This window comes from Vibrio fortis (genome assembly GCF_000695685.1).
GTDB lineage: Bacteria > Pseudomonadota > Gammaproteobacteria > Enterobacterales > Vibrionaceae > Vibrio > Vibrio fortis_A.
Genome location: NZ_JFFR01000027.1, coordinates 460,076 through 476,173, shown reverse-complemented (window position 1 = coordinate 476,173; position 16,098 = coordinate 460,076). Strand labels below are relative to the sequence as shown.

Annotated in this window: 10 protein-coding genes; 6 read left to right on the top strand and 4 right to left on the bottom strand. The window is 43.9% G+C overall.

The genetic code is table 11. The features are described 5' to 3' along the window. Window positions 1-318: 318 nt before the first annotated feature. Both VFDL14_RS04970 and VFDL14_RS04975 read right to left on the bottom strand, forming a co-directional pair. On the bottom strand, window positions 319-831 hold the full coding sequence (locus VFDL14_RS04970) for a hypothetical protein (protein ID WP_032552654.1): 513 nt from the start codon (window positions 829-831) through the stop codon (window positions 319-321). After that, window positions 824-1,489, bottom strand: a complete 666-nt coding sequence (locus VFDL14_RS04975; protein WP_032552653.1) for a winged helix-turn-helix domain-containing protein — start codon at window positions 1,487-1,489, stop codon at window positions 824-826. Before VFDL14_RS04975 ends, VFDL14_RS04970 begins: the two co-directional genes overlap by 8 nt. 456 nt (window positions 1,490-1,945) lie before the next feature. Between VFDL14_RS04975 and VFDL14_RS04980 the strand changes: the two genes are divergently transcribed. The 5 genes from VFDL14_RS04980 to VFDL14_RS05000 all read left to right on the top strand — a co-directional run bounded on the left by VFDL14_RS04980 (window position 1,946) and on the right by VFDL14_RS05000 (window position 11,870). Further along, window positions 1,946-4,111, top strand: coding sequence for an Ig-like domain-containing protein (locus tag VFDL14_RS04980; protein ID WP_050487467.1), 2,166 nt, complete (start codon window positions 1,946-1,948; stop codon window positions 4,109-4,111). Further along, entirely contained in the window at window positions 4,104-5,297 is a 1,194-nt protein-coding gene (locus VFDL14_RS04985; RefSeq protein WP_032552651.1) for an outer membrane protein transport protein, read from the top strand. The genes VFDL14_RS04980 and VFDL14_RS04985 overlap by 8 nt, the downstream gene beginning before the upstream one ends. A gap of 181 nt (window positions 5,298-5,478) precedes the next feature. Continuing rightward, entirely contained in the window at window positions 5,479-6,711 is a 1,233-nt protein-coding gene (locus tag VFDL14_RS04990; RefSeq protein ID WP_032552950.1) for an efflux RND transporter periplasmic adaptor subunit, read from the top strand. Then, complete coding sequence (locus tag VFDL14_RS04995) at window positions 6,698-9,775, top strand: efflux RND transporter permease subunit (RefSeq protein WP_032552650.1); 3,078 nt, start codon at window positions 6,698-6,700, stop codon at window positions 9,773-9,775. The genes VFDL14_RS04990 and VFDL14_RS04995 overlap by 14 nt, the downstream gene beginning before the upstream one ends. A 385-nt stretch (window positions 9,776-10,160) precedes the next feature. Then, window positions 10,161-11,870: a methyl-accepting chemotaxis protein gene (locus tag VFDL14_RS05000; protein ID WP_032552949.1), complete on the top strand. Its 1,710-nt coding sequence runs from the start codon at window positions 10,161-10,163 to the stop codon at window positions 11,868-11,870. Between the two features lie 178 nt (window positions 11,871-12,048). Here the strand turns inward: VFDL14_RS05000 and VFDL14_RS05005 are convergent, their stop codons facing one another. Together VFDL14_RS05005 and VFDL14_RS05010 are read right to left on the bottom strand one after the other, a co-directional pair. Next, on the bottom strand, window positions 12,049-12,807 hold the full coding sequence (locus VFDL14_RS05005) for a DUF481 domain-containing protein (RefSeq protein WP_032552649.1): 759 nt from the start codon (window positions 12,805-12,807) through the stop codon (window positions 12,049-12,051). Window positions 12,808-13,073: 266 nt separating this feature from the next. Beyond that, window positions 13,074-13,796, bottom strand: a complete 723-nt coding sequence (locus VFDL14_RS05010; protein WP_032552648.1) for a GntR family transcriptional regulator — start codon at window positions 13,794-13,796, stop codon at window positions 13,074-13,076. 312 nt (window positions 13,797-14,108) lie between these two features. Here VFDL14_RS05010 and mngA point away from each other — a divergent pair, with 312 nt between their 5' ends. Continuing rightward, window positions 14,109-16,037 (top strand): PTS 2-O-a-mannosyl-D-glycerate transporter subunit IIABC, encoded by a 1,929-nt coding sequence (gene mngA, locus VFDL14_RS05015; protein WP_032552948.1) that lies wholly within the window; start codon window positions 14,109-14,111, stop codon window positions 16,035-16,037. Window positions 16,038-16,098 lie beyond the last annotated feature (61 nt).

Below are 16,098 nucleotides of genomic sequence, written 5' to 3'. Positions count from 1 at the left end.
CAGAAAACTGTTCTGTGGCACGAGGTCAAGTTGAAGTTCGCATGATCTAAAACAAAAAAATTTTTTGATGTTAATTTCAGCAATTAATAGTGATTAAATAGTGTTGTTTAGATGTTAATAAAAGAAATCTACGACGAGCTAGAACATCGGTCGGATCACCTTGTATTAGAGATGTTGCTTTTAGGTTGGATTTGTAACGTGCGGGAGTGAGAGTATGCTGTTTGTAGGGGTTGCAGTTTGTTCTGATGGTTAAATGAACAAAAAAGGGGCAATAGCCCCTAGATAAGTGTTGGTTGTTTGAACTTTGAACTAGCTACGCTACTCTTCTGGCTCTACGAGTTTTGGCACTTCATTTTCATAGTGGGGAAGATCCTTACATGCGACCGATTTACACAGGTGCAGCATAGAGTTCGGTGTCACCAATAAAACTTCATCTTTTCCAATTGGAATATAAGGCATGAAGTCTGACGATAAAACAGAGCCTTCACTAATCATCACCTTTTCGTAAAAATCGAGTTCACGGTTAGGAATAATTTGCTGATGTTGCTCTTCGTCTAACGAAATATGCTTACCAGTAATGCTGTAACTGCCTGATGATGTAAATCCAACTTCTCTATCGGTGACATAAAGAAGGTCATAGCTGTTGTTTTGCTTAAATTCAATATTGATTGAAGAGGCATTATAAATGATGTCATTAGGCGGCATAATAACATTAACTGGGTTAGCCAAATAATGACCTTCTAGTTTAGAACTAGTGAATATTGTCGCAAGCCAGCCTAGAGCAACACCTAAAATTGCTACGAATACAATTAGCGCGTTATTTTTACTCACACTCTACTCCTGTAAATTCGTTTGGAAAGCTAAGCGATTTACCCGTATGGTCAATAATGATGTTTCTATCTTCATATTCATACATGGTGACGTTATAAAGCTCTTTATATTTTATATGGTCACTCGTAATTCTACAGGTCAGATAATGCGATGTAGTCACGAGTTTAGAAACAGAGACTTTTTCGAAGTAGGTGAAACCTAAATAGGATAGAACAGTGCTCATGATTAAAACCAACGTGATTGGAATTAACTTTATTGGCGTCGATTTAGGTTGTTCTTCCTGCTCTTCAACTTGAACGACTTCTGGAGTTTCCTCCAGTTTGACTTCAACTTTTCCCTCAACAACTCGGCCAGAAAATCGATAGCCTTTACCACGCTCAGTAACAATCAACAGCCCCGCTTTATCTTCTAATGCTTTTCGGCAAAGAGAGATGGTTTGCATCAGACTGCCATCTTCTACATAGATGCCTTTTGATTCCCAAACTTGCTCAATGAGGGCCTGGCGAGTGATCACTTGGTTGGGATTCTTGAAGAAAAACTTGAGTAGCTCAACCTCATTTGAGCCTAAGGTAAAGGTTCGCCCAGTCTTGGGGTGGTGAATTTCGTACTCTTTTAGATCAACTTGTATTTCATCGTTGATAGTGAATTCAGCGGACATACTCTATCTCATTTAATAAACGCCTTTACTGAAATATAACAAAAGACAGCACATTTATAAACAAACCTCATTTGACACTTCTAAATCTCCAAGTTACCGATATCACGTAATATTTTTTGTGATTGATGTTCTCTGATAAATATTTTTGAACTTGTTTGAGGTTGTTTAAGGTGCCTAAAAAGGAGGCGTGTTGGATCATTTGGATGTGAAGCTGATTTAGTGGGTGTGATTGAGTGTTCAAGGCTCTTACGTAGTTTCTTCGGCGTCGCACGTTGGATGGTGATTATGTTCCTGTTGTTATCGGTTGGTTGCGTAAATGCGTAACCACCTATTAGTTATCGACTCGATTCACCATTTATTGCTGAGCACAAATAAGAGAGCTGCACTCAGCTCCAAATTCAACCATGAACCGACATATCGGCACCGAGCACGAAGATGCTCAAATGAGGAGATGCTTTGTCTAAATTTAAAAAATCACATCTATGCGGGTTAATCGCCCTGGCGCTAATCGGCTGTCAATCTGACGAGAGCACCACACAAGAACCAGTGTCTGTTTTTGTTCCATACAATGTTCAAGAGTTGCCGAAACCAAACGACGGTTATGGCTATGATAACGATGGCACGATTACAGGTAGCGGTGAAAGAAGAGAATTATTAGCTCTTAATGGTGAAGAGTATTACCAAGACTACAACAACTCATATTCTGCTTTAGATGGTTGGGGATTATGTGCCGAACCTATTTTAATTCCTCTACAGAGCATTAATTCTGATAAGCGATTCCCATTAGATGCGAATAGCTTACAAGGCAACGTAGTATTAATGGATGATTCTGGTCAAAAAGTTGATACAAAAATATCAGCAGACGGAAGCAACATTAAAATAGAGTGTGAGGCGAGCCTAAAGCCTAACGAACTATATTATGTTGTCGTGACTGATGCTGTTAAAACAGAATTTGGTGAACCGCTTCAAGCTGACGACAGTTTTAAAGATATTCTTTATGGCTTGGTGCCGCAAAATGTAAACCAGAATCAAGAACTTCAAGATCAAGTATTAAAAGCCATCTCTTTATATCAAGGGGAAGGTAATCCTGTTTATGCGGCTCAGTTTAAAACTCAAAGTGCGTATTCAACGCTAGATGCGATGCGAAATAATCATGCTCGTGCGAACACTAAATTTATTACCGAATTAAAAAATATCGAAGACAATAGAACGAAATACGACCTCTATAGTAGTAAGTTAGATATTCCGTTTTATTTGCCATTTACAGAGTCTCGTGAAGTGGAGTGTACGCTTAGCGAATTCGACCCTATTGAGTCATGTCCGCCACTGTATGAGTGGATGAAAACCAGTTCGGGTGGGTTTCCTACACAATCTGATCCTCTACCAGAAGTTGTGGAGACTCAGACAATCACGACTGATATTTATACCCCATCAGATTGGGACGGCGTTAGTCAATTACCAACAGTTATTTTCATTCACGGTGTAACCGCGACTAAGTCGGCGGCCTCTTTAATGGCTCGTGACTATACAGAAAAAGGTTACGCCGTGGTTGCTATTGATATGCCGTACCACGGTGAACGTGTTCGCTTCGATACAGAAGATAATGAAATCAGTGCCCGCGCCAACAAGTCTTTCTTTATCAATATCGATTCGCCATTGGCGTTACGTTCTAACCTGCAGCAATCAGTCTCTGATTTCTTAGGTTTGCGATATGCATTGAACGACGCCCCATGGGTCGATAAAGATCGAATCCACTTAGTAGGACAATCTCTAGGTGGGATCATGTCGGTGATGGTGAGCGAGTTCAGCCAAAATCACCCTAAGTTTGCGTTTAATACTGTGAACTTTGTTGTTCCGGGGCAAGGCTTAACCAATCTAGTCCTTTCCTCTCAGACTTTAGGTCCGGAAATGTCTGAAGCTGTGAAAAAGTCACCGGATGTACAGCGCAGCATTGCTGAAACCGTTATTCCTGATGTATGTACGCCAGAAGCAAGTAACCAAGTTTGTATTGAAGCGTTAAGAGAGTTTGTCGCTGCATCTGAAGAGAACGCGATTACGGTGAGCCAGTTAGAAGACGACATCTTTGATTTGATTGTGACTGATCTTAAACAAGGTGTACAGATGACTATCGACGGTTCAGAGCCAGCAAGCTTTACCTCAAGACAAGTCGCAAACCAACAACCAACTCTGCTCTTGGCAGCGGTAGGCACCTGTGATGAAAACTGCACAGTTGGCGTAGATTATGTCGCTGATAGCGTGATACCTAACTCTGCGCCAGACAATATTCGTACTGGTACAGATCCATTAATCAAAGCATTGGGCTTAACACAGATTACCGGCACTACAGGAGCTCCACTTAGTGGTGGCAGTTATTCCAATGATGAGACTCGTGGGGTGATTCGCGCTACAACAGGTGGACACGGTACTTATCTGTTCCCGTATGAAGGCACTATGGATGAATCAGGTTTGCCTGGGCTACCTGATGATGGCGAGCTTTCATATGTTTGGGATGCAACCAACACTCAACAAGTGGCGGTAGCATCCATGGTTGTGACAGACGGCCATGCGATTGAAATTGAAAATGTAGAGCACATCGAAACGGAGGTAGCAGACAATGAATAATCGAGTACTAATTACCTCTACGGTTGCGTTGTTGCCATGTCTTACCCAAGCGGCGGGTTTTCAATTGAACGCACAGTCCGCTACAGGCTTAGGCAGAGCGTTTGCAGGGGATGCTGTTATTGCTGACAGCGCGGCTGTTGTATCAAAAAATAGCGCAGCGATGGCATACATTGATGAGCCAATGCTATCGGTTGGCGCAGTCTATATCGACAGCGAGATTGATGTTTCTAACGTGAGTTACACGCCGATCGTTGGTGATACTGAAACACTAGACGACCAGTCTCTTGGTCAAGGCACCTTGGTTCCCAATTTTCATTACGTACATCCACTCAGTGATAGCAAGTTCACCCTTGGCGCTACTGTACATTCCAATTTCGGTACAGACGTTGAATTTGATGATTCATTTTCTGCAAGTGAGTTTGGCGGAAAAACCACGTTGACCAGTGTCAACTTAGGTCTAGCGATTGCTTATGAGCTGTCAGAGAAAATCAACATTGGTGGTGGTCTCGATGTGATTTACGGTGAAGGTGAAATTTACCGTAAGGGGCTGGTCGATATTGATGCGAACGGTGTTGGTCTCGGCGCAAACCTTGGTGTGACTTATCAGCTCAATGACAATCATCGCTTTGGTTTAGCGTATCGCTATAGCCCAGACATCGAGGTAGAAGGCACGATTACGAAAGGTGGTGTACCTGCGGACAAAATGAATGTCCCTCTACCAGACACAATCGAGTTCTCTGGATGGCACAAGCTCAACGAATCATGGGCGGCGCACTACAGTATTCAGTGGGTCAATTGGTCGGAGTTTGATGCTTTGACGTCTGATTCTTACGAAAGCTCCATCAAGGAGTACCAATGGAAAGACGCAGGGCATATTTCAGTTGGTGCAACTTACACAGCTTCGAGCAAGTTGACTCTGCGTACCGGTTACATGTACGACGCATCACCAACTGACAGCCTGACTTCTTTGTCGATTCCTGACGTAAATCGTCACTGGTTAACCGTTGGAGGTAGCTATGCAATGACACAAAACAGCAGCATCGATCTTGGTGTCGGCATTGTGATGGGTGAGACAGATTACGTCGATGAGAGCTTAACGACGATACCTGGAACTCAGAGCAACATTACTGCGGACGTTAGCGCAGACGCACTGCTAGTTGGTATGCAATACCAGTATCGCTTTTAACCTACCGTTCAAAGAACAACGGTTTCACACTTGAAATACAGCAGGGCTCAATCATGACGTTGAGCCCATTCTCCCAACAACTGGCTGTTATTAGCATTGAATTCAATAGCAGGAAGCTTGTTCAGTTAAAGATAGCTAAATTTAGCGCACTCATTATTGAGCACGCTCTATGGTTACTGGAATGAAATTGACCCTAATTAGTAAAACAATTGCCTTCACGCTTCTTACACTCGGTGCGCCTTCTGCATTCGCTGAGAATACTGATCACGTACCGGTTACCGTGGAACAGGCGACAACCCAAACCTTCACTTCTTCAATTAACGAAGTGGGTAAGATTCGTGCCACTGACTCTGCAGCACTGACGTTTAGTGCATCAGAAAAACTTCTCAAAATTCACTTTAAAGATGGTGATTTTGTAAAGAAAGGCGATGTTATCGCGCAACTTGATGACACTACGGCGAAAGCCGATCTCGATAAAGCGAAGAGCTCATTGGCATTGGCGAAATCAAAGCTCAAGCGTGTTCAAGAGCTACTTAAAAAGCAGCCAGACTCAATGTCTCAGCAAGATGTTGAAGAGCTAAAGGAGCAGGCGAATTTGGCTGCTGCAGATTTCCGTCAAAAAGAAGCGCTAATGAACAACTACGTATTGGTTGCCCCTTTTGATGGCCAGCTAACCAACTTTAGCCACTCTGTAGGAAGTCGAATTGATAGCTCTAATGTGCTGGTTAGTCTAATCAAACTTGATCCGGTTGAGGTTCAATATTCAATTGGCCAGTCCGACTTAGGCGTTGCAAAGCTCGGCCAAGATGTATCTATTGAAGTCGATTCTTTTGCTGGCGAAACGTTTAAAGGGGTGGTGGACTATATTGCACCAGCTGTAGATGAGAGCTCTGGTCGCGTAGAGATTCACGCTCATATTAAAAACCCAGAACACCGCCTTGTTCCAGGCATGTTCGCCAAACTGAGCCAAGTGACGAGCGATGAGGAGCCGGAGTTAGTGGTCTCTCAAAACGCCGTTCTTGCTAAAGACAACACCCGCTTTGTTTGGGTCGTGAATGGTGAGACGATTGAACAAAGAATCGTTGAATTGGGTGTTAACACCAACGACGGCCACGTTGTGATTGAAGACGGGCTAAAACAAGGCGAAAAGATCGTTGTAACTGGTCAACAGAACCTGAAAAAGAGCTCTTTGGTCAAAGTCATGAATCAGGGTTCACAAGAAACTCAAGAGTCGGTTGGTTTGCCGCATGAACCTACAACTGCTGAACAATCAGAGAAAAAACAAGAAGCTGATGTTCCAGCGACTGATGAAAAACAACCAGTAGGAGAAGAAACTCCTAAACCACAGAACGAAAACTCACCACAAAACAGCACGGAAGCGACAACAGTAGGAGTGAACAATGAAGCTTCCTGAGATTTGTATTAAGCACCCAGTGTTTGCATCGGTGCTTAGCATCGCCATTGTGTTGATTGGTTTACTCTCTTTTCAGAAGTTATCTATTCAATACTTCCCTGAACATAAAACGCCATCGGCCACAGTGACTGCCGCGATCAACGGTGCCAGCGCAGAGTTCATGTCACGTAACGTAGCTGACAAGCTTATTACTGCTGCAACGGGACTTGATAGCGTAAAAACCATGACGACAGACTGTCAAGAGGGCACCTGTAGCTTGAAGATCATGTTCGAAGATGACGTTGATGAGGTCGAATACACCGGCTTGATGAACAATCTACGTAGTAGTGTTGAAGCGATCGGCGATTTTCCGCCGAGCATGACCGATCAACCAACCGTGACGGACGACTCTTCTGACACTGGTACTCCGAGTAATGTGATCACCTTTGTTAACACGGGCAATATGTCTAAGCAGGAGATGTTTGATTACATCAGCCAGCAAGTTGTGCCTCAATTCAAGCACATCCAAGGTGTAGGTGGCGTATGGGGCCCATATGGCGGTAGCTCAAAGGCAGTGCGTGTTTGGTTACAACCGGATCGTATGATGGCGCTGAATATCAGTGCGTCTGATGTAGTGGGGACATTGAGCTCGTACAATGCAACCTTTACAGCGGGTACGATTAAAGGTCAGGTTCGCGATTTCTCTATTAATCCTGTGAACCAAGTTACCAGCGTTGAAGATGTCCGAGATCTTGTTATCCGAGTCGATAATGGAAAGATCATCCGTGTTGGAGATATCGCAGACGTGAAAATGGGTGAAGAGAGCCTAGCGCCAAGTATCCTTCGCGTTGATGACAAGTTAGCGATGTCTATTCAAGTACTGCCACTTAAGAGTGAGAACCCAGTTACGGTGGCAGACAGAGTGAAATTACAAATTGAAGATATTCAGTCTCAGTTGCCAGAAGGCATCGAGATGAAGATGGTCTACAATCAAGCAGATTTCATCAAAGCAGCAATCGATCAGGGCTTCATGACGTTAGTCGAGGCGGTTGTTCTAGTATCAGCGGTGGTGATCATCTTCTTGGGTTCCTTTCGAGTCGCTTCGATTCCTATTATCACGATTCCGGTGTGTGTAATCGGTGTATTTGCCGTGATGTGGGGATTGGGTTTTAGTATCAACGTTCTCACCATATTGGCGATCATTCTCGCGATTGGCTTGGTCGTGGATGATGCGATTGTGGTTGCAGAAAACTGTTATCGTCATATCGAAGAGGGCGAGACACCACTGAATGCTGCGTTGAAAGGGAGTCGTGAGATTGTATTCCCTGTGATTGCGATGACTCTGACGTTAGCCGTGGTTTATCTACCTATCGGTTTGATGGCGGGCCTGACGGCTGACTTGTTCAAACAGTTCGCTTTCACCTTAGCTGCGGCCGTGATCATCTCAGGTTTTGTGGCGTTGACACTATCGCCAATGATGAGTGCCTACCTAATGAAACCGGTGTCTACACCTGCTAAATGGTACTCAGTTGTCGATTCTAAACTGAATACATTGTCAGACCGTTACAGCGCAGAGTTGAACAAATGGTTTGAACGTAAAGTGTTGATGACCGTAATTGCGTTGGTCATGGTGGCCTTATCTGCTGTTGCTGTATGGAAAATGCCTCAGGTATTACTGCCGACTGAAGATACTGGCTTTGTTGAAGTAACATCAACACCACCAACAGGTGTGGGTCGTCAGTACCATCTAGATAACAACGAGCAACTTAATTCGGTGTTTAAAGACAATGATTCGGTTGAAGCGAACCTGTCTTACATTGAGGGCACACCAACTAACCATGTATTGTTAAAACCATGGGGTGAGCGAGACAAGTCGGCAGACGAACTACTCAACGAGTTTATTGCCGATGCTAAGAGCAATGTTTCTGCTTATGGTATGTCTTTTAAAGTGCGCACTGCGGATAGCCTAAATATCGCGACCAATATGGTGCTCGAATTGACGACGGTGAATCGAGATACCGATGCGTTATCTGAAACGGCACATAAAGTGGTTGAAGCATTAGAAAGCTACGAGGGCGTGACCAATGTGAGTAACTCAATGTTACGTGATCAGCTGCGTTATGATCTTTCCATTGATCGCAATGCGATTGTTTTGTCTGGTGTTGATTACGGCAATGTGACCAATGCACTCTCAACTTTCTTGGGTTCGGTGAAAGCGGCTGACCTGCAAGCTGACGATGGTTATACCTATCCGATTCAAGTGCAGGTTAACCTAAACGCTTTAGGTGACTTCAAGGTGTTGGATAAGCTTTATGTCGATTCAGAATCTGGCCAGCGACTGCCACTGTCTCAGTTTGTATCGATCAAACAAGTGACATCTGAATCGAGCTTTAAAACCTTTATGGGTCAAGACAGCGCGGAAATTACCGCTGACTTGATGCCAGGGTTTACTGCGAGTGATGTAAAAGCTTACGTCGACCAAGCAGTTCCAGAGCTACTTGATGATGCTCAGAGTTATGAATTCAACGGCATCGTAAAAGATCTTCTGGATTCAAGTGCTGGGGCGCAGGTGCTATTCGTGTTAGCGCTCGTGTTCATCTTCCTAATCTTAGCGGCGCAGTTCGAGAGCTTTGTTGATCCGATGATCATCTTGTTAACGGTTCCACTGTGTATTGTCGGTGCGGTATTGACCTTATCGGTATTTGGTCAGAGCTTAAACATCTACTCTAAGATTGGCTTGTTGACCTTGGTCGGTCTGGTGACCAAACACGGTATCTTGCTGGTGGAATTTGCCAACGAGCAGCGTAAGAAAGGTGCGACGGCAAAACAAGCGGCAATGGTTAGCGCACGTTCTCGACTGAGACCGATTCTGATGACGTCGTTGACGATGATCCTTGGTTCATTACCGTTGGCATTGGCGGAAGGACCGGGTTCTTTAGGCCGTATCAATATCGGATTGGTATTGGTTGGTGGTTTAACCGTGGGTACTTTCTTCTCTTTGTTCCTCGTTCCAGTGGCTTACGTTGGAATGGCAAACCTAAAGAATGCCGACATTCTTGCTAAGTTAAGAACGAAAGCAGCTTAACTTAGAAGTCTTTTAAATGATGCGCTGGCGAGATTGAGTAGAACACAATTTCATCAGCGCTTTTTTATGCCAAATTTCACGCTTTAAGCACGATCTTGTTTCACTTTTGAGATTTTTGTTAATAACTCCCTCCACATTTCATAATTATGACACCCTGTCATAAAACTGTAGCAATTGACCTGTAGTCACTGATTCTCGATCACTCTCTCATTTATTTAATTTTTGAAAATTCACAGTCTGTTAACATATAAGACTGTGTTCCAAGTCTCGTTTATGGCTGTTTCTTATTGATAGAGTGCTCATTAAAGGTCGTTATTTACATCAGATGTTTTATATGAATATTAAAAATAAACTATTTTCATTGGGTCTATTCTCAATTTTAGGGATGGTATCTCTACTATTTACCACCTCCCATTTTACAAAAACCGGTGAGCAGCTTCATGAAGCAACATTGATCACCAAAGAGTTAGAAGTTCGTTTGCTTAACTTGCGTCGAAACGAGAAAGATTTCCTTCTCCGAAGCGATATCAAGTACCTAGACAAGTTTGAAAACAACTACCGTCAGTTTCAGGACCTAGAGTCTAAGCTGGCAAGTGTGCTTGATGATTTGAATCTTGCGAATACAGCTCAGCTTAGACAGGATATCTCTGACTACCACAAGAGCTTTACTGTGGTTGTAAGCGCGTATCAAGTTTTAGGTCTATCAGATGATGAAGGTTTACTGGGTCAGTTCCACCAAGACTTGGCAATAAGCTTTGAAAGAGCTTCAGACGAGGAGAGACTTGCCATGTACCAGTTCAATGAGTTGGTTGAACAGGGCAGCCTTGATTTGAGCTTACTCGCTAATGCTCAGGCAAGCTTCTTAAACTCAGCTCAGCAGGTTGTTGATCAGAAAGTTAAAATTGGCCTAAAGCACAACGAAGGTTTACTAGGTGAGGCGCGCTCTGCTTCTCATAAGGTAGAAACGCAGTTCAAAGAGTTCTCAGCGTTGCTGAAAGACACCACCGCTGCACAACTAGCGAAACTAAACCTCATTAACAATGCTCTAAGTGGCACATTGCTCATCATCATTATCTTGTTGAGTTGGGTGATCGTTCGTTCTATTGTTGGCCGCATCGAGTCTCTGTTGTCTGTTATTCGACGTATTGTGGATTCGAACGACGTTTCTATTCGCTCAGAGTTGAAAGGACACGATGAGCTAGGCTCACTGGGTGAATACTTCAATCAGTTGTTAGATCAGCTAGAGAAGCTTATCTCGGCATCTCAGAAGAAGTCTCAGCAGCTCACTTCAAGCACATCGAATATGCATAATGAACTGGAATCAGTGATTAAGCAGTTTGATGTTCAAGCTAACCACACGGGTGAAATGACTGTATCGGTTCAAGAGATGGTATCTACGATTGGTGAAATCTCTGAAAGTACCGCAATTGCCGCAGAAGGTGTGCAGAAAGCACGTCTTAATGCAGATAAAGGTCGTGAGGTTGTCGTTGAGACAATCAACAACATTACGCAATTGTCTGAACGCCTATCGAGCAGCCAAGACTCTATCAGTTCATTGAACCACCATGTGGATCAGATTGGTGATGCGGTAAACATCATCCAAGGTATTGCTGAGCAGACGAATTTGTTAGCACTGAACGCAGCGATTGAGGCGGCACGAGCGGGTGAACAAGGTCGAGGCTTCGCTGTTGTAGCAGACGAGGTTCGAGCTCTAGCAAGCCGCACGCACCAATCAACCACAGAGATAACTAACGTGGTGTCAGCAATCCAAAGCCAAATGGAAGCTTCTATGGCGGAGATTGGAGAGTGTAACTCTCAAGGTCAACGTACATTGAGTGACTCTGAATCACTGGATTCAAGCCTACAGCTGATTCTAAGTGATATGGAAGATATTCAAGGTAACTCAGAACGCATTGCTTCTGCTATTGAAGAGCAGGGGGCGGTTATGGCGCAGGTAAGTGATTCCATTACCGAGCTAAGTGCTATCTCGAATCAGAATACGGCTTCAGCTCAACATTGCTTGGTTGAGGTTGATAAAGTAGCAGCACAGGCGAGTGAGATGGACAGTGCAGTGGCGCAGTTCAAAACATCATAAACTATGACAGTCAAAGCATTTAAGAGTTAGAGCTATTGTTTGCGAAACCTCTTTACTGCTGAAGAAAAACAAAGGCGCACAATTTAGTGCGCCTTTTTAGTTCTGCTTTGATACTACTAAGTGATGTTTCGTTAACTGACTGGCTTAGAAATCGAATCAGTAAGGAATTCCAACAAGTCTAGAAATCATAGTTAAGGTTCATAGAGCTGTAGATTTCGGTGTTGCTTTGGTCTGAGGCAACCGTTGTGTTGTAGATATACTCAGTATCGAATGTGAGGGCGAGATTCCCCATCAGGATGTTCTTTAAATACCCTTTGAAGTTGTAGTTGGTGTTTTCTTCACCGTAAGCAACACTTGCGTTCGCACCAATAGAAAAGCTCTCGGTAAACTGAACTGTCCCTTCGAGCGAGCCGCTGGCAATAAGCTCATAGTTCATTTGCGAGGGAAACTCCTCATCAAAGGATTGCCTTTCAGTTATACGATAACCTGGGCCCATAGAGCCTTGCAGAGTGACGTAGTTCGTTTCATAGAAGTGTCTACCGAGACCTGTCATCGCAATCCACTGGTCACGATAGGTACCGAACTGATCATGCTCGAATCGAATCCCGGCAACCGTATAGGTTCTTGAGTTGATGTCATAGGTGATTCCATAATTCGTTGTATATCGGTTGGTACCATCTTCACCGTTTTCCGCGTCGGTGTAGTAAGTATCAAATTGAAATCTATGCCCCCATGTATCGCCTTTGTAGCCCAAAGAGATCCCTGAGTTAATGGATAGAGACGTGCTGGTATTCTGCGAATAAATGAACCCTAATTTAGTGAGCCTTGTGTAAGGGGAATCATCGATCTCTTGTTCAACTTCAACGGAGCTAAACACTTGTGGGCTGGTGACAAGGGCAATAGTTACAATTAGTGCCGTGTAATGACGTTTATTCATGGTTGATTTACAGCTAGATCAGTAGACAAAAGCAAATAACAAGTTGGCAGCGAGCCTGACTTAGATTGAGCTTTTGATTCTACGTATTGAGGTCAATAAGCAACCTGATTTGAGACTAAATGATTTTCAACAAGGATCGTTTAGGCGATTTTAGAAAAGGAAGCAGCAGGAATTAGGCGGATGTTGCTATCTAAGCGTTAATAAAAACGAAAAGAGCTAACGAATCTATCGAGAGCTCATTATTTTCAAAGTACAGCTACAGCTTACTATGCTTGACGCTGTCTCTTCGCAACTAAAGTGAAGCGGTAGTCGTTGGAAGTAAAGTAGTTACGACTGTATTCAAATACCGTGTCATCAGCCAAATAGCCACGAGTTCGTTTTTCAATGATCGGCTGTGCTGGATCGATCCCGAGTTGTTCGGCCACATCGGCTGGTGGTAGAACCGGGACCAGCTCTTGTTCACTGCGATCGATCACCATTCCCTTTGTTTTCTCGATGAAGTCATATTTCGACTTCTGCATTACCTGATAGGTAAGGTCTGGGAATAAGTTAACTGGCAGCCAAGTTTCTTCAACAGTGATTGGGCTGTTATCCATATGACGAACACGTTTTACATAGAACACCATCTCACCTTCACCTATGTCTAAATGTTCAGACATGGCGAGCGAACATGGCTTTATCTCAAATGCGAGTACATCACTGTGAGTCACTACATCTAAGTGAGCCCACTTCTCTTGGAAGCTTGATTGTTGATAGATGTCGTAATTGATCTTGTTCTCTTTAACGTAAGTACCGCTACCTTGAACACTCTCTAATTCGTCATTCTCGATCAGCAATTTCAATGCTTGTCTTACGGTTACACGACTAACAGAAAATACTTCCCTGAGCTGCGCCTCGGTTGGCAATGCTTCGCCAACTTTGTATTCACCAGATTTGATTTTGTCTCGGATTGCATCGGCGATTTTGCGATACATCGGGAGTCTTGCCATTTTTGCCTCATTAATCGCTAGGGCGACTAGACTTAAATAATTTGTTGTTAAATGCCGTAATTTGACGGTACCCAATAACCTTGAATCACGTTAGGGTGATAATCGTATGGGTGTCTGTAGTGCTTATAATACAAATTAAATGGTACATCTCAAGCTTTCTCGTACATTTGAAAGATATCTTTAAGATACAAATTAAATACAAATTTGTATTCATGAGATCATGATCACGGATCATATGTCTCTAAGTTGTATTATTGTCATCGTCGACAGGGAGAACTGTCGCACTAATCCGTGACAATGGGACAGAAGGTTATGAAACTTACAACTCTAACTAACAAGTCGCTCGTAAATCTGCAAACTACGTTTAGCAGCCGAGAAGAAGCGATTAATGCACTAGCTGAACAACTGGATCAGCAAGGCAAACTACATGACAAGCAGCAGTACCTAGATGCTGTATTTGCGCGTGAAGCTCAAGGCCCAACAGCACTTGGTGAAGGCCTTGCAGTACCGCATGGTAAGACTGATGCGGTTAAAGAAGCAGGTTTTGCCGTTGCAACACTTAAGCAAGATATGAAATGGAAAGGCCTTGATGAAGACGAAGATGTGAATCTAATCTTCTTGATCGCGATTCCAAATGCAGAAGCGGGCTCTACCCACATGCATCTGCTTACTGAATTGACCACAACACTTGTTGATGATGATGTTCGCGAAGCCGTATTGAAAGCGACCACTGCTGAAGAGATTTTCGCGCTATTAGATGGTGAAAATCAAACGGAAGAAGAACAAGACAACTTAGATACAAATTCGCCAACAATTGTATGTGTTACTGCTTGTCCTGCGGGCATCGCTCATACCTATATGGCCGCTGAGTATTTGGAAAAAGCGGGTAAGAAGCTGGGTTACAACGTTCATGTTGAGAAGCAGGGCGCTAATGGTATCGAAGACCGCTTAACTGCTGACCAGCTGAATAATGCCGTTGCTTGTGTCTTCGCAGCCGAAGTCGCAATCAAAGAGCTTGATCGCTTTAACGGTATCCCACGAGTAGAAACTCCGGTAGCAGAGCCGATTAAACACGCTGAGCGCATTTTAAATGACGCGATTGATGAATCTAAAAATGGCAATGGCGCTGATCGCACCGTGGCAACAGATGATAAGCCGAAGAAATTGCCACTTAAAACTGAGCTCAAGCAAGCGCTTCTTTCAGGTATATCTTACGCTGTTCCCCTAATCGTTGCTGGTGGTACTGTTCTGGCAGTCGCTGTTCTTATCGCTCAAATTTTTGACCTGCAAGAGCTGTACGCAACCAAAGACTCTTGGTTATGGATGTACCGCAAATTAGGTGGTGGCTTGCTCGGTACATTAATGGTACCAGTACTAGCAGCTTACACAGCATACTCCCTAGCAGATAAACCTGCATTAGGTCCAGGTTTCGCAGCGGGTATCGCAGCTAACCTCATCGGTTCAGGTTTCCTTGGTGGTGTTGTTGGTGGTTTGATTGCCGGTTATGTTATGCGTTGGGTGAAAGAAAATGTTCGCTTAAGCCCCGCTTTCAACGGCTTCCTGACCTTCTACCTATACCCAGTGATCGGCACATTAGTGGCGGGCTCCTTGATGCTGTTTGTTATCGGTAAACCGGTAGCATTGCTTAATCAAGGTTTGACTGATTGGCTAAACGGCATGTCGGGTACTAACGCTCTACTATTAGGCGCAATCATCGGTCTATTCGTATCGTTCGACTTGGGCGGTCCAGTAAACAAAGCGGCTTACGCATTCTGTTTAGGTGCGATGGCAAACGGTGTTTATGGTCCTTATGCAATTTTCGGCTCGGTTAAGATGGTATCTGCGTTCACGGTAACAGCATCTACTCTTATTGCTCCACGTCTGTTTAAAGACTTCGAGATTGAAACGGGTAAATCAACTTGGTTACTTGGCTTAGCGGGTATCACTGAAGGTGCGATTCCAATGGCGATTGAAGATCCAATCCGTGTTATCGGCTCGTTCCTACTGGGTTCTGTCGTTACAGGTGCAATGATTGGTGCGGCAGGTATCGGTCTTTCAACTCCGGGTGCAGGTATCTTCTCTATCTTCCTACTTCATGACGCTGGTTTAGGTGCATTCTCTGCCGCAGCAATTTGGTTCGGCGCAGCACTTATCGGTACGGTTATTTCAACAATTACTCTTCTGGTATGGCGAGGCCACGCTGTAAAAAAGGGTAAGTTTGAAGTGCAAACCGCAGCATAAAACTAACTAAATTCTGAGTTAACTCCTTAACTCACTCAATAAATATAACGAACAACACTGG

Coding starts and splice junctions, on each gene's coding strand:
- VFDL14_RS04990 (WP_032552950.1), top strand. CDS start 5,479: ATGAAATTGACCCTAATTAGTAAAACAATTGCCTTCACGCTTCTTACA.
- VFDL14_RS05005 (WP_032552649.1), bottom strand. CDS start 12,807: ATGAATAAACGTCATTACACGGCACTAATTGTAACTATTGCCCTTGTC.
- VFDL14_RS04975 (WP_032552653.1), bottom strand. CDS start 1,489: ATGTCCGCTGAATTCACTATCAACGATGAAATACAAGTTGATCTAAAA.
- VFDL14_RS05010 (WP_032552648.1), bottom strand. CDS start 13,796: ATGGCAAGACTCCCGATGTATCGCAAAATCGCCGATGCAATCCGAGAC.
- VFDL14_RS05000 (WP_032552949.1), top strand. CDS start 10,161: ATGGTATCTCTACTATTTACCACCTCCCATTTTACAAAAACCGGTGAG.
- mngA (WP_032552948.1), top strand. CDS start 14,109: ATGAAACTTACAACTCTAACTAACAAGTCGCTCGTAAATCTGCAAACT.
- VFDL14_RS04995 (WP_032552650.1), top strand. CDS start 6,698: ATGAAGCTTCCTGAGATTTGTATTAAGCACCCAGTGTTTGCATCGGTG.
- VFDL14_RS04985 (WP_032552651.1), top strand. CDS start 4,104: ATGAATAATCGAGTACTAATTACCTCTACGGTTGCGTTGTTGCCATGT.